This window comes from Achromobacter sp. 18P8.1.1 (assembly GCF_057799415.1).
Genome location: NZ_JBYOKH010000058.1, coordinates 1 through 19,486, shown reverse-complemented (window position 1 = coordinate 19,486; position 19,486 = coordinate 1). Strand labels below are relative to the sequence as shown.

Genomic DNA, 19,486 nt, shown 5'->3' with positions numbered 1-19,486 from the left:
ATCCTGCCCCTTGCATCGTTGTCGTGCGGCCGGCGTCCGGAGGACGCCGCAGCCGTGGGGCTATGGTAGGGATGATCGGGGCAGGGCAGCCATGCCGGTTTTGAACATTGCCATGCGCAACCCGCATGGCCGGGGCGCCGCAGGGGCACTTGCCCCCTATTTGGCGATTCGGGCGTCCAGGCTGTTGTCGGCCAGCGCTTGCGCCTGCGCCTGGGTCATGCCCAGGTGCTCGTACAGCGCATGGAAGTTCTCGTTGACGTAGCCGCCGAAGTAGGCCGGATCATCGGAGTTGACGGTGACCTTCACGCCCGCGTCCAGCAGCGTCAGGATATTGTGGTCGCGCATGTGTTCAAACACGCGCAGCCGGGTGTTGGACAAGGGGCAGACGGTCAGCGGGATCTGTTCGTCGATCAGGCGGGCGATCAGGTTCGGGTCTTCGGCGGCGCGCACGCCGTGGTCGATGCGCAGCACCTTCAGCAGGTCCAGCGCTTCCCAGATGTACTCGGGCGGGCCTTCCTCGCCCGCATGGGCCACGGCCGGCAGGCCTTCCGCGCGGGCGCGGTCGAACACCCGTTGGAACAGGCGCGGCGGGAAGCCTTTTTCGCTGCTGTCCAGCCCGACCGCGATGAAGGCGTCGCGAAAGGGCAGGGCCTCGTCAAGGGTGCGCATGGCCTGCTCTTCGGGCAGGTGGCGCAGGAAACTCAGGATCAGGCCGCTGGTCACGCCCAACTGCTTGCGGCCGTCATCCAACGCCTGGCGGATGCCATTGACCACAACGGCGAATGGCACGCCGCGGTCGGTATGGGTCTGCGGGTCGAAGAAGGGTTCTGTGTGCACCACGTTCTGCTCGCGGCACTTCAGCAGATAAGCCCAGGTCAGGTCGTAGAAGTCCTGCTCGGTGCGCAGCACGTCCGCGCCCAGGTAGTACAGGTCCAGGAATTCCTGAAGGTTGCCGTAGTTGTAGGCGCCGCGCAGGGCATCGATGTCGGGCCAGGGCAGCGCCACGCCATTGCGTTGCGCCAGCCGGAAGAGCAGCTCGGGTTCCAGCGAGCCTTCCAGATGCAGGTGCAGTTCCGCCTTGGGCAATGCGTTGAGCCAGTCGTACATGGGTGCTCCGATAAAAATGGGTGATGCAAAGGCAGAGGCCGCGCGCCTACGCGGCCAGTGCGATGTTGTCTGCCTGGATGGCGCGTTCGACCTGCTCGGTGAAGGCGCGGGCCTGCAGCGTACTGGGGCGGTCGCGGCGCCAGATGGCAGCCAGGGGCGACTTTCCGATGGCGGGGCGGGCCGGCAGCACGACGAGTTCGCCGCGGGCCTGGCGCACGGCGGCCACGCTGCCCGGCAGCATCCATAGATACTGCGAGTCCAGCAGTATTTCGCGGCTGAATTCCAGGGATAGGGCGCCGATCATATCCGGAATCGCCAGTCCGGCCTTGCGCAGGGACATTTCCAGTTCGCCCCGGATGCGGCTGCCCGGCAGCGCAGTGATCCACGGGTAGGCCACATAGTCCGCCAACGTGGTGCCGGTGCGCCCCGCCAGCGGATGGCCGGTGGCGCAGGCCAGCACCACTTGGTCCTCCAGCAAGGTAGTGGAACGGTAGATCTGCGGATTGACCGTGGATGAGAAGCGGCTGATCAGCACGTCCACGCCGCCTGCGTCCAGATCTTCGATCAGGCGTTCGTGCGTGCCGATCTCGATAGTCAGGGTGATGCGCGGATAGGCTTGCCGAAAGGCGCGCGCGGCCTGCGCGACCGGCCAGCCGGCGAACATCGAAAAGCACCCTACGGTCAGGCTGCCTTCGTCGCCGCGCGACATGGCGGCCAGGTCGATCTCGGCTTTACGGAAGTCGGTCAACAGCAGGCGGGCATGCCGGCACATGGCCTCGCCCAGCGGCGTACAGGTGGTGCCCTTGGCGGTGCGTTCGAAGAGACGGGCACCCACCAGCTCTTCGATCTCGGCGATCGCGCGCGACAGCCCGGACTGCGTGCTGTGCAACTGCGCCGCCGCCTTGGACAGGTTGCCCAATTCGGAGACGGTCAGCACGATTTCCAGGTGCCGGATGCGGAGCTTGCCTCGGAAGGGTGTCATGGCGCGCGGTCGGAGGGGATGTGTCGATTATTCTCCCGCGCCGGGCGCTTGGCAACGACGGCGCGGGATTCGGATATAGTTCGTCGCCAGGCAAAACAACGGATAACGCGGGGCACGCCAGTGGGAGCGGCCCGCAAGCCGGCTCGTAGGGAGACAGCCATGAATGCAGCGGTATTGGGCGCGCGACGGACGATCCGGCTTGCCGGCGCGGGGCTGATGGCGCTGGCCTTGAGCGCATGCGGCGTGGCCAAGGTGGACGAGGTCTCCGTCAAGTGGCCGCCTTTCCGGGACGGTACGCCCGTGGTGCTGCCGTCGGACCCGACGCAATGCCCGGATTTGACGGGCACGTACCAGGCGCAGGGCGAATACCGCTCGGGCGACCGCGAAACGAAATCCTTGAATGATCTGCGCAATTTCCTCCGTTACCCGCTGGATCTTCAGGGCATGCGCGACCCTGTGCTGCCCGAATGGCAGTCGACGCCAGCAGCCACCGTGGCCTTCACGCGCGCGGGCGGCGGATGGGACGTGCTGGCGCTTGACGGGCGTGGGGCACGGTCGGCCGCATATCTGCCTGAGCTGAATGGCGCGCAGGATACGGCCGCCCTGGCTCACGATGCCAGGGCCGGCGTGCCGGACGGCATTCGCCGGCATACCGGTTGCGCGCAGGGCCGGCTGTGGGTCAGCGTGCGGCACGATTGGCGCCAGTACGAATCCATGGGCGTGCGGCGGCATGTGGCGCTGTTTCGCCCCGAGGCCGGCGGCCTGCTGGTGACCGTGCGAAGCGAATCCGATTCCATTGGCCTCTTGCCCTGGTATTCCAACGAAGGCCGCGTGTTCCAGTATTGGTTCGCGCCGGCCGCGCGGTAAGCGCGGTTCCTGTTGCCTGCTTGTCTTTCACGTTCGGGCGGCTGTGGTCGCCCTCAACCTGCGTTATCCATGACCCGTAAAAGCCTGTTCATCTCCATCGTCTTCCTGCTTGTCGCCTTGGTGCTGACCGCGCTGTTCTGGCGGCATCAGTTCGCGCACACGCCGCCTTCGCTGCGCCATCAGGTCGAGGGGGAACTGAGTGGCGACACGCACATCTACGGCGAGTCGCCGCGCCAGGACGCCATGGCCCAGCGCGCCTTGCTGGCCGACGCGCAGCGCGGCAATCCTGGCGCCCAGTTCATGCAGGCCGTGATGCTTGAGCCGGTCGATAGGGAAGCCGCGCTGCGCTGGTACGAGGCGGCAGCCGCGCAAGGGTACGAAGACGCCATCGAGCGTTTGCGGCAGCTGCGCGAGCAGCCTGCGCTGCGGTAGGGGGGGTCTTGGACGCTCCTGCCGCCGATCCGCGCGCCCGCTTCGTGTCCGGGCCCCTGGGCCCACATGTGCTGGAAATGATCCTGACGGGCTGGGCCAGCATGCTGGCCGTCTTCGCGGTGGAATTCCTGTCGCTGTTTTACCTGGGCACGTTGAAAGATGAAGCGGTGCTGGGCGCAGTCGGTTTCGGGTCGATGACACAGTTCACGATCACGTCGGTGTGCATCGGCGTCACCGTGGGCGGCGCGGCGCTGGTGTCGCGTGCGTTGGGGTCCGGCAATGCGCGGCGCGCGCGGACGCTGGCCGGGGCGTCGCTGATCTTGATGGCGGGATCGGCGGTGGCAGCCGGCGCAATCTTCCTGGCGGCGATCGGGCCGTTTACCGCGGCCATCGGCCTGGCGGAAGACGTGCGTGGCCACTTGCTGTCGTATGTGCTGATCACGACGCCCTTCGCGGTGGTGATGGGGGTGGGCATGATGCTGTCGAACCTGCTGCGCGCGGCGGGCCATGGCCGCCAGTCCATGTGGGTGCTGCTGGCGGGCACCGCCACGGTGGCCGCGCTGGATCCCATCGTCATCTTCGTGCTGGATGGCGGCATGGAAGGCATCGCCTGGGCAAGCGGCGTGGGCCGCCTGGCCACGGTGGCGCTGGGCGCATGGCTGGTGTTGCGCAAGCATCGCCTGGTGGCCTGGCCGGCGTTGCGTGCATTGCAGGCCGACCTGGCGGCCATCGGCAAGATTGCGCTGCCTGCCGCCCTGACCACGCTGGCTACGCCCGCAGCGGTGATCTTCACCGTCTCGACGTATGCGGGCTTCGGCCCCAGCGTCATGGCGGGCGCCACGGTGGTGGACCGCGTGCTGCAATTGGCCTACTCGCTGTTCTTCGTGCTGCCCGGCGCCATCGGCCCCATACTTGGACAGAACCTGGGTTCGGGGCAGTGGGAGCGAGTGAAACAGACCGTCAGGCTGACCACGCGCTGGGCGTTGTGCTACGGCTTTGCCGCGGCCACGGTGCTGGCGGTGTTGGCGCCTTGGGTGCCGGACGTGTTCCAGGTCACGGGCCCGGGCCGCGACCTGATCATTTTCTTCTGCCGCTACGGTAGCTTCGCCTGGGCGGTGAACAGCCTGTTCTTCGTGTCGATCGCAGTATTCAACAACCTGGGCTACGCCACGTATTCCACGGTCATCGGCTGGCTGCGATCCACCCTGGGCACCTTGCCGTTCGTGTGGCTGGGCGCGCACTACGGCGGACCCGAAGGGGTGATGCTGGGGCAGAGCCTGGGCTTTGCCTTGTTCAGCGTGATTGCCATGGTCGTCTGCCTGCGCGTGCTGCGCGAGCCGCCGGCCGCGCTGTTGGCCAAGCGGGGCGCCTAGCGCCAGGTTGCGGTTCGACGGCGCACGGTTCGATTTCGGCGGCTGGTCGCGGTACGATCCTGCCTGACTTCGATTTTTCAGGATTACCATGCGCCAGCGTTCCTCAGGCCCTCGAATCGATACCTTTTCCCGCGCCTTGCTGGCTGCCGCCGTGATGGCGGCCGCCGCCGGCGCCGCCCACGCGCAATCGCCCGAGTCGGCGACCGGCTCGCGCGTCCAATCGCCCGCCCCGGCGCCGGTGCAACCGGCCTTGACGCCCAAGCGCTCCTTCGACGATGTGACGGCCGCGCAAGAGGCGGCGAAAAAGCCCGCCGCCACAGAGGTTCCGGCCGCCACGGCGACCCCGGCCCCGGCTCCGACCCAAGTGCCCGCCGCGACGGCCACAACGGAGCCTGCCGCCGCCCCTGCCGCGGCGCCCACGGTCATCATCCCGACCGAACTGGACACCAAGGCGTGCATCGCAAAGCTGCGCAAGGGCGCCACGGCAAACGGCCTGACGGTGGCCGACTGGGACAAGTACACCGCCAACGCCAAGCTGTTGCCGACGACCGTGGCATCCGCCAAGGGCCAGCCGGAAGGGCGCGAAAGCTGGTGGGACTACATCGCCAAGACGGTTGATGATGAACGCGTCAACGACGGCCGCGCCGTGATGAAGAAGGTCGGGCCGCAACTGAATGCGATCGGCCAGCAGTATCAGGTGGATCCGGCCACGCTCGTCGCCATCTTCGGTATCGAAACGAACTACGGCCGCCAGATCGGCAAGACCGACGTGCTCAACGCCTGGTTGACGCGCGCCTGCACCGAAAACAAGACGCTGTGGGAAAAGAACGCCTACGCTTCGGTGCGCCTGCTGCGCGACGGCACGGTCCCCGCCGACAGTTTCGTGGGTTCCTGGAGCGGCGCATTCGGCATGACGCAGTTCATCCCGACCTCGTTCTACGAATTGGCCGCGGACGGCGACGGCGATGGCCGCATCGACCTCTACAACTCGCTGCCCGATGCGCTGGCCTCCACCGCCAACCATTTGCGCAAGCGCCGCGCCAAGTGGACGCATGGCCTGCCGGCTGTCGTGGAAGTGCGCGTGCCGGCTGAAATCGCCGCCGCGATTCCGCCCGAGCCCGATGCGGAGTACGTGGGTTCGCAAGACCGCCGCAGCATCGCGCAATGGGCCCAGGCAGGCTTGAAGCAAGGCGACGGCTCGGTGCTCAAGCTGCCGTCGGGCAACGACGAGCAGGCCTATCTGTTTGCGCCCACCGGCGCCAAGGGCCCGGTGTTCCTGGCCACGGTGAATTTCGACGCCATCCTGCATTACAACCAGTCGCGCCGCTACGGCCTGGCCGTGTCGCTGCTGCTGAACCGCTTGCAGGGCGGCCCTGGCATCGTCGCGGCCTGGCCCACGGACGATCCCGGCCTGTCGCGCGCCGAGATCAAGCAACTGCAGGAAGACCTCTATGGCCGCGGCTATGACATCGGCGTGGCGGACGGCATTCCCGGCGCCAAGACCCGCGACGCGGTGCGCGCCGAGCAAGAGCGCCGCAACCTGCCGCAGGACGGCCGCGTGGGCAAGCGCATTTTCGACATCCTGAAGGCTGATCCGCCGTTGGCGGCGCGCGCGCTTCCGCCCAAGTAAGCCGGGTACCGTTTTCGGCTTCGACGGCGGCGTAAGACGCGGGCCGCACCGGCAGACAGGATGCCGGTAGCGGCCCGGCGACGCTATGATGGAGCCGTCCCCTCATAGGCCCGTTTGTCATGCCGCAATCCGTGTTTCCTGACATTTTCCTGACTCCCCGGCTGCGCGCGCAGCGCATGCGGCAGGGGCATCTGCCGTTCATCACTGACATGCACGCCAACGCCGATCTGATGGAGACGATGGGCGGCACGCGTGATGCGGCCGCCAGCCGGCTCTACGTGGCGCAGAACGTCTCGCATTGGGTCGAGTACGGGTATGGCATGTATGTGCTGGAAGATCGCCACACGGGTGCGCTGGCGGGCCGTGCCGGCCTGAAGTACACGGTGTCCGGCGACCAGGGCGCCATCGAGCTTGCCTACGCCTTCCAGCCCGACTGCTGGGGGCAGGGTTACGCGGGCGAGATCGCCGCCTCGCTGATCGAAATGGGGTTCGAATTGTTGCCGGTGGACGTGCTGTCAGCCGTGGCGCTGCGCTCCAACGCGGCGTCTCGCCGCGTCATGGAAAAGACCGGCTTGCGGTATGTGGGCGAAACGGGGGGCGATGATGCCAGCGCCAAGGTCCGCTATGAAATCCGGCGCAGGGAATGGCGGGCCGCCCACGCGCCAGCCAGTGCCTGAGGGCTGGCGGATCGGCGCTAACATTGCGTCATGAGCACGACGATCCTTCCCGAAGACAACGACCCGCAGCCCGTTCCGCCGGAGCGCCCCGCGCCAGAGGAATGCTGCAACAGCGGTTGCATCCCCTGCGTATACGACCGCTATGACGAGGCCATGGAAGCCTACCGCGAGGCGCTAAAGGCCTGGCGCGCCCGCCACGAAGTGCAGGTCAACCCGCCAACTTCATGTGGATGATCGGGAACGGTCGGCCCGCGTCGTCTTGGGCCGACCTGCCCACGTCTTCGAATCCGTAGTGCTTGTAGAAGCCGTGAGCTTGCGGGTTCTGTTCGTTCACATCCACCAGCAGGGTGCCGTGCAGCGAACGCGCGAAGTTCAGCAGCCGGCGGCCAGCGCCTTTGCCGCGCTTGTTGGCGTCCACGAACAGCATTTCCACCTTGTTGCCGGACAGGCCCATGAAGCCGGCGAGTTCACCGGCATCGTCTTCACAGACCCACACGCGTACCGAGGGCAGGTAGGTGTTGAGCACCTGCGGATACATGGCCTGGATTTCTTTCTCGGTCAGGAAGGAATGCGTGGCGCGCACTGAACGGAGCCAGATGTCCGCCAGGACCAGGTCGTCGCCGTGATTGCGTTCTCGGATATTCATTTTCTTATTGATTCTGTTTGTCCAAAGGCGCCGCGGTCCTTGGCCGCCGCGCCTTCATCCTGCCTACAGTCCTGAACGGTACAGCTCGGTAGCCGCCAGGACGGTTTCCATTTGCACAGTATGCGCGAAAACAAAGCGGTCGCCGTACACGGTTTCATCCGGAAACTCCGAGATCAGCGCCAGCGGCAGCTCTTCGCGATCGCTCTCGGTGATCTGCACCGGAATGCCGTTCAATACGTCGAAGCCGGATTCGAGCGCGTGCGCATGAAAGAGTTCCAACTGGCGCGCATTGAATTCCACCAGCCCCGGTACATTGCGGGCCAGCCGGGCCGTCACGCCTTCGATCAGGCGGCGCGCGCGTTCGCTCCAGCCCGGATGATGGCGCAACACCAGGAAGAAGCCTTTGGGGACCGTCCACAATTCGAAATTGCGGGGCAGGTAGCCGGATAGCGGACGCGTCCATTCGTGCGCGGGGTAGCCATGCAGGTTGATGTGCAGCTGCGCACCGCTGATCGCGTGCGCCTGGTGGCGGCCGTCGCGTTCGAAGAATGGGGCGTGTTCGCGGTAGGCGATGTCGTCGCCCAGGGCGCTGTAGCGCGACGCGTGCAGCATGTGGCGCGGATGGTGTTCGCGCAGGCGGTTAAAGAGCGCGTAGCCATCCGGATTCTCGGCGGCGATCAGCGCAAAGTGCGCGTTGCCGCGGGAGGCCAGCGTCTGCGCCGCGCGCAGGGCGCCCACGACGCCGGAGGTTTCGTTGGCGTGCTGCGCACCGGAAATGAAGACGGCGGGGCCGGGGCCGCGCACATAGGTGCCCAGCACCGGGCGGCCCTGGCGGGAGACGGCCTGGAATGCATCGCCGCCGAACGCCGCCATGCAGCCGGCGATCTGTCCGGCCGTCAGAGGTTCACGGCGCTGGTCCAGCGGGGCGTCAAGCGGCGCGGCAACAACGGGCGCCGGCGCCTCGAACGGTTCGACCGAAATCTGCACGCGCGCGGCGCCGTCATGGCGGCGGATGTCGGGAATGATCTGCCCGGGCTGCAGGCCGCGGTCGCCGGAGGGGCGGCCGGAGTGGTGCTGGAAGTGTTCCAGCAACGAAAAATACACATCCTCGTGCAGCGCTTCGAAGGTGCTGACGATTTCTTCGTCCACGGGCAGGGCGAAGTCCATGCCCGGCAGGTCGACGCGGATTTCCAGGCGGTCGAAGTACGGCTCGTGCGCACCCCAGGGGTGGTTGCGCACGGTGTCGACGATGCTGCGGAACACTTGCTGGTATTCGGTGGCCTGGGCGGCGTCGGTCTGCACCTGGCCATCGGCATCGCGTACCCGCAGCCAGCCGGTGGGCGACAGTTCAGGCTTGCCGTCCTGGGCCTGACCCAGCTGGTTGGGGGCGAAGACGCGCGTCTCTACCTTGCGGCCGTCGGCGTAGGTCAGCGTGACGTCATAGTGCAGGTCGGATGCGCCGGCCTGCATCACCACGCGCACGCCTTCCATCAGGGCGACCAGCGGGTAGGCTTCCAGCGTGAAGCGCTTGGCCTGGGCATGCTCGTGCAACGGGTAACGCACGAGGGCGGACACGAGGCCCTCGCGCTCGACGTCCTCCAGGAAGAAATGCACCAGCGGTTTGTACGCGCTGCGAAAGCGCGCCGTCACACCGGCCTGCGCCAGCCGGGCTTCCGCCGCGCGGCGGGCGTCCACGCCCTCAAACAGCCAACCTTCCACGACCGCCCCGCGCCAGGCGGGCGCCATGTAGGCGTGGGTCCAGGCGTCCAGCGTGCGGTCGAATGTTTTTTCCAGCAAAGACATGCTTTGTGTTCCTTCGGAGTTCTTTCGTCACCCGGCAATGGGAAAAATGCCCCTTGCGGGGCATTTGTGCTTTACACCTTGCCGGTGGGGTCCAGGCGGTCTCGCAGCCAGTCGCCAAGCAGGTTCAGGCCCAGTACGGTCAGCATGATCGCCAGGCCCGGGAAGACGCTGACCCACCATGCGGTCTGCATGTAGGTGCGGCCATCTGCAAGCATACCGCCCCAGCTGGGGATCATCGGATCCACGCCCAGGCCCAGGAAGGTCAGGCTGCTTTCCAGCAGGATGTTGTTGGCCACGTTCAGGGTCATCAGGATCACCAGCGGACCCAGTAGATTGGGCACGATGTGGTGGCGGATCATCGCCAGGTCGCGCACGCCAAAGGCGCGGGCGGCCAGCACGAACTCGCGTTCACGCAGCGCCAGGACCTGCGCCCGCACCAGGCGCGCATATTGCACCCATTGCGACACGATCATGAAGAAGATGACGTTGAACAGCCCGCCGCCCAGGATGGCGATGAACGTGATTGCCACCAGGATGAAGGGCAGCGCCAGCTGCACGTCGGCGAAACGCATGACGATCATGTCCCAGAAGCCGCGGTAGTAGCCGGCGATCAGACCCATGATGATGCCCAGCAGGGCGCCGCCCAGGACGGACGCGAAGCCCACCATCAGCGAAATCTTGCCGCCGACGATCACGCGGGCCAGCACGTCGCGGCCCAGCGGGTCGGTGCCGAACGGATGCGCGGCGGACGAGAAGGGCGCCATCAGGCGGGCGGCCAGGTCCATCGATTCGCCGCCGTCCGGGAACAGCCAGCCGGAGGTCAGCACCAGCAGGACCATGACGCCGGTCAGCAGGGCGCCCAGCACGAATTCCAGCGAACGGTAGCGGCTGCGCGGCTTGAAGGGCTTGGGAGCGGCGGCGGTGGGGGTGGTTGTCTGCATGATGCTTACCGCGTGCGGATACGGGGATCGACGATGCCATAGGCGATGTCGACGATCAGGTTGACCAGGACGATGACGGTGGCCAGCACGGTGACCGTGCCTTGCAGCACCGGGTAGTCGCGCCCGGAAATGGCGTCGAACGCCAGCGTGCCCAGGCCGGGCCAGTTGAACACCATCTCGATGACGACGATGCCGCCGATCAGGCCGCCAAACTGCAGGCCCAGGTAGGTGATCAGCGGAATCGCGCAATTGCGCAGCGCGTGCTTGTACAGCACCACGCGTTCCTTCAAGCCCTTGCTGCGCGCCACCATGATGTATTGCGCCGACAGCGTTTCCAGCATGGTCGTGCGCACCAGGCGGATATTGGTCGCGCTGAGGATGATGGCCATTGTCAGGGACGGCAGTATCAGGCTGGCCGGGCCGCTCCAGCCCGAAGGCGGCAGCAGCGGGAACGTGATCGACAGCAGCAGCACCAGCATCAGCGCCAGCCAGAAGTTGGGGAACGACAGTCCAACCAGCGACAGGATGCGGATGGCCTGGTCGGTGGTCTTGCCGCGCTTGATGGCCGCCTGGATGCCCAGCGGCAGCGAGATCAGGATCGAGAAGATCAGCGACGTGAAAGCCAGCATCAGCGTCGCGGGCAGCGCGTCGCCGATCAGCTTGGCGACCGACGTGCCGCCCATGAAGCTGCGGCCGAAGTCGCCGTGCAACAGGCCCTGCATGTACGACAGGTATTGCTCGTGGAAGGGGCGGTTCAGGCCCAGCGCCTGGCGGATGTTGGCCAGGTCCTGTTCGGTGACGCTGCCCGAGCCCTGGCTGAGCATCAGCGCGGGGTCGCCGGTCAGGCGCACGGCATAGGAGACAAGCAGCGTCACGGCGACGATCACAAAGACCGCCTGCAACACGCGTTTAATGAGAAATCCGGTCATAAGGCGCCGCCCCGGCTTGCGCCGGAGAGGGTCGGTAATGTTATTGCTTCACAAGGGGCACAGTGCCAGTGGGATGCCAAGGAGCCGGCTCCGCCGGTCCTTAGGCATGCCCCCTTGAGGGGGAAGCGCGTGAGCGCTTCGGGGGTGGGTTCAATCTACGCTGGCTTCAAGGAAGCGGAAACGGATGTCGCCGGGGACTTCCAGGTTCTTCACGCGTTTGTTCACGCCCACGATCGTGTTCAGGCTGTACAGCGGCAGTTCCAGCGCCTGGTCGGCCACGTAGCCGGCAATCTCCTGCAGCATGGCTTCACGCTTCTTCACGTCGTAGACGGTGCGTTGCGCTTCCAGCATGCCGTTGAGCTTGGCGTCGTTGTCGTACGGGTTCCACTTCTGGCCCGTGTGGTACATCAGGTAGGCGGTGTTGTCGTAGTCGTACGTCCAGCCGCCCCACTGGTTCTGCCACATTTCGCCGGTCTTGCCGCCCGGGATGATGTCGTTGAGCAGCACGCCGGTTTCGTACGGCTTGATGGTCGCGCGCACGCCCACGGCTTGCAGGTAGCCCGACACGGCCTGGGCCACTTCGCGGAAGTTCGAGTCGCTGCCGCGCACGTCGATCTGCACGGTGGCGCCCGGCTTCACGCCGGCCGCGGCCAGCAGCTTCTTGGCTTCGGCGGGGTTGAACGGCAGGGGCTTCTGTTCGGGGTTGTAGCCGAAGGACTGCGGGCCCTGGAAGCTGGCGATGACCTTGGCCTGGCCCAGCAGCAGCTGCTTGACGATGGCTTCGCGGTCGACGGCCATGATCAGCGCGCGGCGCACGTCGCGGTTCTGGGTGATGCCGCCCTTGGTGTTGTAGCGCAGGGCGAATGCCACCGGGCCGCCGGTCGAGATCACGTCGGCGTTGCCGGACTTCTTCACGGTGTCGATCAGGCCCAGCGGGATCAGCGTGGCGATGTCGATACGGCCGGCTTGCAGTTCGGCGACCTGGGTGCCGGGTTCGCCGATGAAGCGATACACGACCTTGTCCAGCTTGGGCTTGCCGCCCCAGTATTCGTCATTGCGCGCCAGCGTCACATTGACCTTGGGCTGGTAGCTTTCGAACTTGAACGGGCCGGTGCCGACCGGGTTCGTGTTGAAGAAGTCTTCGCCCTTTTCCTTGATGTACTTCGGCGGCACGATCATGGCGCCGTAGCCGGCCAGCTTGGTCAGCAGCACGGGGTCGGGTTGCTTCAGGATGAAGTCGACGGTGTGCTCGTCCACGACCTTGACCTCGCCGATCGAGTCGTAGTTGGACTTTTGCGGGCCCTTGGCGCCTTCCGCGCCCAGCAGGCGGTCGAAGGTGAACTTCACCGCTTCCGCGTTGAAGGGTTCGCCGTTGTGGAACTTGACGCCTTCGCGCAGCTTGAACCGCAGGCGCTTGTTCTCGTCCAGGTATTCCCAGCTGGTGGCCAGGCCCGGCTGCAGCTTCAGGTCGGCGCCGCGCATCGTCAGGCCGTCGTACAGGTTGCCGCCCACGGAACCCCAGAAGGTCACGAAGGTGTCGATCGGATCCCAGCTGCCCGGGTCCTGGTTGATGGCCACGCTGAGCGTGCCCGCGGCATGCGCGGTCGAGAAGACGGCGGGCAGCGCGCCGCCCAGCGCCAGGGTCAGGGCGGCGGCGGTGAAGGTGGTGCGTAGGGATTGCATGTTCGCTCCAGGGACGGGAAGTCGGGTCGGGCCGAGGGAAAAAGGGGGATTCAAGCCGCCCGGGCCACTTGGTGGCCGGGCGCGAATTCGATCAGGGGGAGGATGGCGGGTTCGTCGCCCACGCGGCGGACCGGGCTGGGGATTTCGCCTTCGATCAACGACGTGTCGATGTGACGGCCGGGTTCAGCCACCGGCACTGCGGCCAGCAGCTTGCGGGTATAGGCATGTTGCGGCGATTCGAAGATCTGCCGGCGCGTGCCCAGTTCCACGATCTGGCCCAGATACAGCACCGCGACGCGGTGGCTGACCTTTTCCACCACCGCCATGTCGTGCGTGATGAACAGGTAGGACAGGCCGCGGTCTTTTTGCAGGTCCATCAGCAGGTTCAGGATCTGCGCCTGAATGGACACGTCCAGCGCCGACACGGATTCGTCGGCAATGATCAGTTTGGGGTTGCTGGCCAGGGCGCGCGCGATGCAGACGCGCTGGCGCTGGCCGCCCGAGAATTCGTGCGGATAGCGCTTGGCGTGTTCGGGCTTCAGGCCCACCTGCTCAAGCAGTTCGCCCACGCGGCGGGCAATGGCGGCGTCGCCGGCGAGGAGGCCGTGCGTACGGATGGGTTCGGCGATGCTGAACTCCACCGTCTTGCGCGGATCCAGCGACGCGTAGGGATCCTGGAAGATGTACTGGATTTCCTGGCGCAGGCGCTGGCGGCCCGCGGCGTCCATCGAAAAAATGTCCTGGCCGTTGTAGCGCACCGCGCCCGAGGTGGGGGCCACGAGCTGCTGCAGGGTCTTGCCGATGGTCGATTTACCACTGCCCGATTCGCCCACCAGCGCGAGCGTTTCACCCGGGTAGACGTCAAAGCTCACTTCTTCCACGGCATGCACGCGGTGTGTGACGCGGCCGAACAGGTTGTGGCCCACATCGAAACGGGTGGTCAGCTTTTCAACGCGCAGCACCGGTTCGTCGTAGCGCGCCGTGTCCTGTTCGCGCGTTTCGCCCACTTCGCGCAGGGTGTCGCCATCCAGCACGGTCTGCGGCGTGCGCAGCGGCAGGTCGCTGCCGGTCAGGCTGCCCAGCCGCGGCACGGCGGCCAGCAGCGCGCGGGTATAGGGATGCTTGGGCGCGTTGAAGATCTCGTCGACGGTGCCTTGCTCGACCTTCTTGCCGCGCAGCATCACGACCACGTCGTCGGCCATTTCGGCCACCACGCCCATGTCGTGCGTGATGAAGATGACGGCCGTGCCCAGGTCGCGCTGCAATTCGCGGATGGTGTTCAGGATCTGCGCCTGGATGGTCACGTCCAGCGCGGTGGTTGGTTCGTCGGCGATCAGCAGGCGCGGCTGGCACGACAGGGCCATCGCGATCATCACGCGCTGGCGCATGCCGCCGGATAGTTGATGCGGATAGCGGTCCAGCAGCTGCTCGGCATCCGGCAGGCGTACCTTCTCAAGCAGCTTGCGCGCCGATTGGCGGGCGGCGGACCGGGACAGCTGCTGGTGCAGCATGATGGCCTCGACGATCTGGTCGCCGATCGTGAAGACCGGGTTCAGCGAGGTCATCGGCTCCTGGAAGATCATCGCGATGTCGTTACCGCGGATCGCGCGCATCTGCTCGTCGGTCGCCTTCGTCAGGTCGGTCTCGCGGCCGTCGTTGTCGCGGAACAGGATCTGGCCCGTGGCGATGCGGCCGCTCGTGTAGTCGGTCAGCCGCATGATCGCCATGGACGTGACGGACTTGCCCGAGCCCGATTCGCCGACGATTGCCAGCGTCCTGCCGGGCCGGACATCGAAGTCCAGGCCGTCGACGGCGCGGAACACGCCGTTGTCGGTATTGAAATCAACCGATACGCCGCGTACGGACAGCAACGGGGCGGACGAAGAGGCAGTAGTGCTAGGCAACGTGGATTCTCACAGCGAGGTGGCGGCGCGGGCAGCCTGGTCGTACAGGCCCGACAGGGTGCGCAGGGTGTTGGCCAACTGGTGGTTGGCGTCGTCCGCGGCGGGGGAGTCGATGAACGATTTGACGAGGCATTGCTCGCGCACTTCGGCGTAGCGCTGGATCGCGGCGGCGCCGGCTTCGGTGGTCGTGTAGATCACTTCCTTGCCCGTCTTGGCGCTTTGCACCACGCCCAGCCGTTCCAGCTTTTTCAGCGAATAGTTCACCAGGTGGGTGTCTTCGACATTCAGCGTGAAGCAGATGTCCGCCAGCTTCTTGCCTCGGCCGCGATGGAACACGTGGTTGAGCACCAGGATGTCCAGCGAGGTCAGTTCGGGCAAGCCGGCGCACGCCATGCAGCGCACCATCCAGCGGTTGAAGGCGTGGGACGCGATGATCAGGCCGAATTCCACCTCGGACAGCTCCGGGGCGGACGAGGCGAGATGGGCGGAGGAAACAATGGCGTCCCGGACGGATACGGACATGGACAAGGTGGCTGAGGGACGGATCGATGACAAAATGTTGGCGAATTATTGACGATTTGTTGGTATGGAGGCATTCGGGATAACCCGAGGAAATAAGGGGGCGGTTGCTGGGTGTGGGTGAGGGGCGGCGGTATCGACATTTTGGAATGTCGCGATAAGACACGAAATTCAGATTCATCTGATTTCTTTCCCGCGCAAATTCTTCTAATTTCGACGGCGAAAGTTTCAATATAAAAAGACACAAATGGATATATATCGTCCTGCTGTGGCAAAATAGGTAACTATAAATATCAAAAGTAGACAAAACAGCGCGTTATCGCAGCGAGACACACCTATGGGAGTTGCTTTGTTCAGGCGAGGGAGAGTGCTGGCCGCAGTCGCCGTGATCGGTTCTTCGGGAGCCGTTTTTGCTCAGACGCTGCCTGATGGCGGACGCGCCGCCGAGATCCAGCGCCGGCAGGAACTAGAAATCGATGCACAACGCCAGCGGGCCGCTGAACGCCCGGACGTCCTGACTCCCGAAGCCCAGCCTGCCGCAACAGTCCTGCAATTTCCGGTCGAGACTCCCTGCTTTGTCATCAAACAACTGGTTTGGGAGGGCGCGCAGCCGCCCGCATTCGTGTTGCAAGCCAGCCGCGCGGTGGTGAATCTATGCGTGGGCGGGCAAGGCTTGCGGACATTGCAGGAATATCTGACCGGTGAACTGATCGATAGCGGCAGGGTGACCGCTCGTGTGCTGGTACCCGAACAATCGTTGGCTGAGGGCAGGCTGACGCTGCGCTATGTGCCGGGGCGCATATCCGGCGTCAAAGGCGAAAACACCGTCGGCTGGTGGCGCACCGCGGTGCCGACGGGTCCAGGCGGCGAACTGAACCAGCGCGATCTGGATCAGGCGTTGGAGAATATCCGCCGGCTGGGTGGGCAGGCAGATGCAACGATAGACGTGGCGCCCGGTCCCGAACTGGGCGATTCGGACATCGTCATCCACCCCGGCTCCGGTAAGCGCTGGCACGGTTATGTTGGCGGCGACAACGGCGGCATGGACGCCATCGGCAAGTATCAGGTCAATGCCGGGCTGACCCTGGATTCGCCGTTGTTTCTGTATGACCAACTATCGGTGTCCTGGAACAGCAACGCGCGCTGGCGCGACTCAAATTCAAACACGCGTGCGGCGTCACTGAACTACAGCATTCCCTTCGGCTACTGGACGTTCTTCGCGGGCGCCAGCAAGTCGACCTACCGGCAGACCGTGGCGGGCTTTGACGAGCCCATCATCTACGGCGGCACCACCAAGCAGCTGCAGGCGGGCGTATCCGTCGTGCCCTATCGCGGCTCGGCCTACAAGGGGAATGCGTCGTTCACCTTGTTGCGCAAGCGCACGGACAGCACCCTGAACGATGTGCCCATCGATGTGCAACGTCGTGACGTTACCGGCTACGAGTTCAGCTACGGGCATCGCCAATATCTGGGGCAGTCGGTGCTGGACGTGGGGGGCGGCGTGCGCGGCACGTTGCCGCATTACTCCGTTCAACCGGGTTACGTCTACGGCGACCCCGATTGGAACGGGCGCAGCACCATCTATACCGGAAGTATCGGGCTTTACGTGCCCTTCAAGATTGCGGACCAGCCCTTCGCGTACCAAGGCAACTGGCAGATCCAGCACGCCAAGACCGCCGTCGTGCCGGCAGACTATTTCACCATCGGCAACCGCTACGCGGTGCGCGGCTTCGATGGCCAGATGACCTTGGCCGCCGAAGACGGCTGGTCGCTGCGCAATGACCTTTCGTTGAATCTGGAGAGCCTGACAGGCTTGGCGGGGCAGCAGCTCTATACCGGTGTCGATGTCGGCCGTGTCGGTGGCCCGTCCGCCGCATTCCTGTCCGGCCGCACCCTGGTCGGCGCGGTTGCCGGCCTACGCGGCCGGTTTTCCATGCCTTATGTCAATGCCAGCTACGACCTGTCTGCCGGCTGGCCGTTGAAAAAACCCGAGTCTCTAAAGACGTCGACCACCGTGCTTTCGATGGTCGTGATGTTCGAGTTCTGATCGCCCGCGCCCTTACCTTGCGGTGATGGCCCGCTCAATCCCCGAGTTGCATTCTCAGGTACGCCTTATGTCCAAGCTTCGTTCGCTGATTGTCTGGTCCGTCGTGTTCACGCAAGTGTGGACACCGCTGTTGGCCCAGACTTTGCCGATCTCTGTGGACAAGAGCGTGTCCGGAGCGAAGCCATCCGTCGGCATCACCAACGGCGTGCCCGTCGTCAACATCGCGCCGCCATCGGCGGGCGGGGTTTCCAACAACCGCTATACCCAGTTCAACGTGGGCCCATCGGGCGTAGTGCTGAACAATAGCGGCGGGGCCAGCCAATCCCAACTAGCCGGGCAAGTCGCCGGAAACGTCATGTTGGGCAACCAGCGCGCGACGACGATTCTGAACCAGGTCACGGCGCCGAATCCGTCGCAGTTGCTGGGCACGCTGGAGGTCGCGGGCAACCGGGCCAATATCATCGTCGCCAACCCGGCGGGCATCACCTGCAATGGCTGCGGCTTCCTGAATGCGGACCGTGCCACCCTGACGACGGGGCGGCCGCAAGTCGGCCCGGACGGGAGCATTGCGCTGGACGTGGGTGCAGGCAAGATCCGCGTGGAGGGCGAGGGCCTGTATGGGGCCAATGTCCGCCAGGTCGACCTGATTGCCCGAAGCTTGGAGATCAACGCAGACGTGTGGGCGGATCGGCTCAATGTGACGGCCGGTGCGTCGCGCGTCGATTATTCGACGGGCGCCGTATCGGCGCAAGGCGGCGAGGGGGCGGCGCCTGCCCTGACGTTGGATACCGCGGCCTTGGGCGGCATGTACGCCAATAGCATCCGCTTGATCGGCACCGAGGCCGGTGTGGGCGTGAACATCGGCGGCAATTTGGTGGCCCTGACGGGAGACCTGCAGGTAAACGCTGCGGGCGATGTGCGCATCGCCCCGCGCGCCACCGTGCAGGCGGCGGCCAATCTGCGCGTGGACAGCGGCCGTGACTTGACCGTGCAGGGCGCGGCGCAGGCCGGCGGAACCGCCGCGCTCGCCGCGGCGCGTGACGTCTCCGTCCAGGGCGCCGTCGGCGCGGGCGGTCTCTTGAGCGTGGAGGCGGGCGGTGACGCAGTAGTGGGCAAGGAGGGCAGTTTGCGCACGCAAGGCGCCTTGCGCATGGCGGCCGGCAAGGATCTGTCGCTGTCGGGCAATCTGCTGACCTCCGATCAGAATGTAAGCGCGGCCTCTGGCCGCAACCTGAAGGTGGCGGGCCAGGCGGTCGCGCCGCAGCCGGGTCAGGGCGGGACCGGCGGCAATGCCGGCGGAAACGGCTCTGGCACGGGCACGGGTTCCGGTTCTGGCACGGGAACTGGAAGCGGCGGGGGCGAATCCGGCAAGACGCCGGGGCCCGCTACGCCGAGTGAGCAGGGCGGCGGCGCGGCCATGGCGGCGGGCATTGTGTCTGCGAAGGAAGGCGTCACGCTGCAGGCGGGGCGTGATCTGGTGCTGCCGAATCAGGTGTACGCCTCCGGCACGCTGCAGGCGCAGGCGGGTGCGGATGTCGTGTCCGATTCCGGAGGGCAGTTGCAGGCGGCCCGCGGCATGACGATAAGGGCGGGCGAGGTTGTCACGCTGGCCGGCGCTGCCTTGACCGACGGCGCGCTGGCCATCAATGCCACTCGCGACCTGCGCCTGGAAGGCAGCGCGCTGGCTTATGGCGGCGCGCTGGAATTGAAGAGCGGCGGCGATTTGCGCCTGGGCGATTCCAGCAAGGCGCAGGGCAAGCGCGTCGGGCTGGATGCGGCGCGCGATCTGCGCGTCGGCGGCGAACTGGTGTCCGAGAGCGCGGTGGAACTCAAGGCAGGACGCGATGCGGCGGTAGGCGCGCGGGTGCTGGCGCGCGGGGACCTGGACGTGCGCGCGCAAGGCGCCGCGGCGGTGACCGGACAGCTGGAATCGCTAGGCCGCGCGC

17 protein-coding genes are annotated in these 19,486 nt (G+C 65.8%); 8 read left to right on the top strand and 9 right to left on the bottom strand.

The window, feature by feature from the left end:
* Positions 1-156: 156 nt before the first annotated feature.
* Positions 157-1,107: an adenosine deaminase gene (locus AC27VE_RS26545; RefSeq protein ID WP_088588921.1), complete on the bottom strand. Its 951-nt coding sequence runs from the start codon at positions 1,105-1,107 to the stop codon at positions 157-159.
* A gap of 46 nt (positions 1,108-1,153) precedes the next feature.
* Positions 1,154-2,089 carry a LysR family transcriptional regulator gene (locus AC27VE_RS26540; RefSeq protein ID WP_488705435.1) on the bottom strand — a complete coding sequence of 312 codons (936 nt, stop codon included), beginning with the start codon at positions 2,087-2,089 and terminating at the stop codon, positions 1,154-1,156.
* A gap of 159 nt (positions 2,090-2,248) precedes the next feature.
* On the opposite strand from AC27VE_RS26540, the gene AC27VE_RS26535 reads away from it, so the two are divergent.
* From AC27VE_RS26535 to AC27VE_RS26510, 6 genes are all read left to right on the top strand, one after another.
* The gene (locus tag AC27VE_RS26535) at positions 2,249-2,956 is read left to right on the top strand and encodes a hypothetical protein (protein ID WP_488705434.1); all 708 of its coding nucleotides are present in this window, start codon (positions 2,249-2,251) and stop codon (positions 2,954-2,956) included.
* A 69-nt stretch (positions 2,957-3,025) separates the two neighbouring features.
* On the top strand, positions 3,026-3,388 hold the full coding sequence (locus AC27VE_RS26530; RefSeq protein ID WP_088588918.1) for an SEL1-like repeat protein: 363 nt from the start codon (positions 3,026-3,028) through the stop codon (positions 3,386-3,388).
* Between the two features lie 8 nt (positions 3,389-3,396).
* On the top strand, positions 3,397-4,761 hold the full coding sequence (locus AC27VE_RS26525) for an MATE family efflux transporter (protein WP_488705433.1): 1,365 nt from the start codon (positions 3,397-3,399) through the stop codon (positions 4,759-4,761).
* 88 nt (positions 4,762-4,849) lie between these two features.
* Positions 4,850-6,391: a lytic murein transglycosylase gene (locus AC27VE_RS26520; protein WP_427961176.1), complete on the top strand. Its 1,542-nt coding sequence runs from the start codon at positions 4,850-4,852 to the stop codon at positions 6,389-6,391.
* A 119-nt stretch (positions 6,392-6,510) separates the two neighbouring features.
* Positions 6,511-7,068 (top strand): GNAT family N-acetyltransferase, encoded by a 558-nt coding sequence (locus AC27VE_RS26515; RefSeq protein ID WP_488705432.1) that lies wholly within the window; start codon positions 6,511-6,513, stop codon positions 7,066-7,068.
* Positions 7,069-7,098: 30 nt separating this feature from the next.
* On the top strand, positions 7,099-7,302 hold the full coding sequence (locus tag AC27VE_RS26510; RefSeq protein WP_006225775.1) for an oxidoreductase-like domain-containing protein: 204 nt from the start codon (positions 7,099-7,101) through the stop codon (positions 7,300-7,302).
* Here AC27VE_RS26510 and AC27VE_RS26505 read toward each other — a convergent pair.
* The 7 genes from AC27VE_RS26505 to AC27VE_RS26475 all read right to left on the bottom strand — a co-directional run bounded on the left by AC27VE_RS26505 (position 7,277) and on the right by AC27VE_RS26475 (position 15,496).
* Positions 7,277-7,714 (bottom strand): acetyltransferase, encoded by a 438-nt coding sequence (locus tag AC27VE_RS26505; protein ID WP_006225776.1) that lies wholly within the window; start codon positions 7,712-7,714, stop codon positions 7,277-7,279. The two genes, AC27VE_RS26510 and AC27VE_RS26505, sit on opposite strands and share 26 nt — an antisense overlap.
* A 63-nt stretch (positions 7,715-7,777) precedes the next feature.
* The gene (locus AC27VE_RS26500) at positions 7,778-9,517 is read right to left on the bottom strand and encodes a M14 family metallopeptidase (RefSeq protein WP_488705431.1); all 1,740 of its coding nucleotides are present in this window, start codon (positions 9,515-9,517) and stop codon (positions 7,778-7,780) included.
* A gap of 71 nt (positions 9,518-9,588) precedes the next feature.
* Positions 9,589-10,458, bottom strand: coding sequence for an ABC transporter permease (locus AC27VE_RS26495; RefSeq protein WP_006225778.1), 870 nt, complete (start codon positions 10,456-10,458; stop codon positions 9,589-9,591).
* A 5-nt stretch (positions 10,459-10,463) separates the two neighbouring features.
* Positions 10,464-11,387 carry an ABC transporter permease gene (locus tag AC27VE_RS26490; RefSeq protein WP_006225779.1) on the bottom strand — a complete coding sequence of 308 codons (924 nt, stop codon included), beginning with the start codon at positions 11,385-11,387 and terminating at the stop codon, positions 10,464-10,466.
* A 150-nt stretch (positions 11,388-11,537) separates the two neighbouring features.
* Positions 11,538-13,070 carry an ABC transporter substrate-binding protein gene (locus AC27VE_RS26485; protein WP_006225780.1) on the bottom strand — a complete coding sequence of 511 codons (1,533 nt, stop codon included), beginning with the start codon at positions 13,068-13,070 and terminating at the stop codon, positions 11,538-11,540.
* Positions 13,071-13,120: 50 nt separating this feature from the next.
* Positions 13,121-14,974 carry an ABC transporter ATP-binding protein gene (locus AC27VE_RS26480; protein ID WP_488705430.1) on the bottom strand — a complete coding sequence of 618 codons (1,854 nt, stop codon included), beginning with the start codon at positions 14,972-14,974 and terminating at the stop codon, positions 13,121-13,123.
* Positions 14,975-14,983: 9 nt separating this feature from the next.
* On the bottom strand, positions 14,984-15,496 hold the full coding sequence (locus tag AC27VE_RS26475) for a winged helix DNA-binding protein (protein ID WP_035213506.1): 513 nt from the start codon (positions 15,494-15,496) through the stop codon (positions 14,984-14,986).
* A gap of 364 nt (positions 15,497-15,860) precedes the next feature.
* Between AC27VE_RS26475 and AC27VE_RS26470 the strand changes: the two genes are divergently transcribed.
* On the top strand, positions 15,861-17,540 hold the full coding sequence (locus tag AC27VE_RS26470) for a ShlB/FhaC/HecB family hemolysin secretion/activation protein (RefSeq protein ID WP_488705429.1): 1,680 nt from the start codon (positions 15,861-15,863) through the stop codon (positions 17,538-17,540).
* A 67-nt stretch (positions 17,541-17,607) separates the two neighbouring features.
* On the top strand, positions 17,608-19,486 hold a 1,879-nt coding region (locus AC27VE_RS26465; protein ID WP_488705428.1), incomplete at its 3' end, for a filamentous hemagglutinin N-terminal domain-containing protein.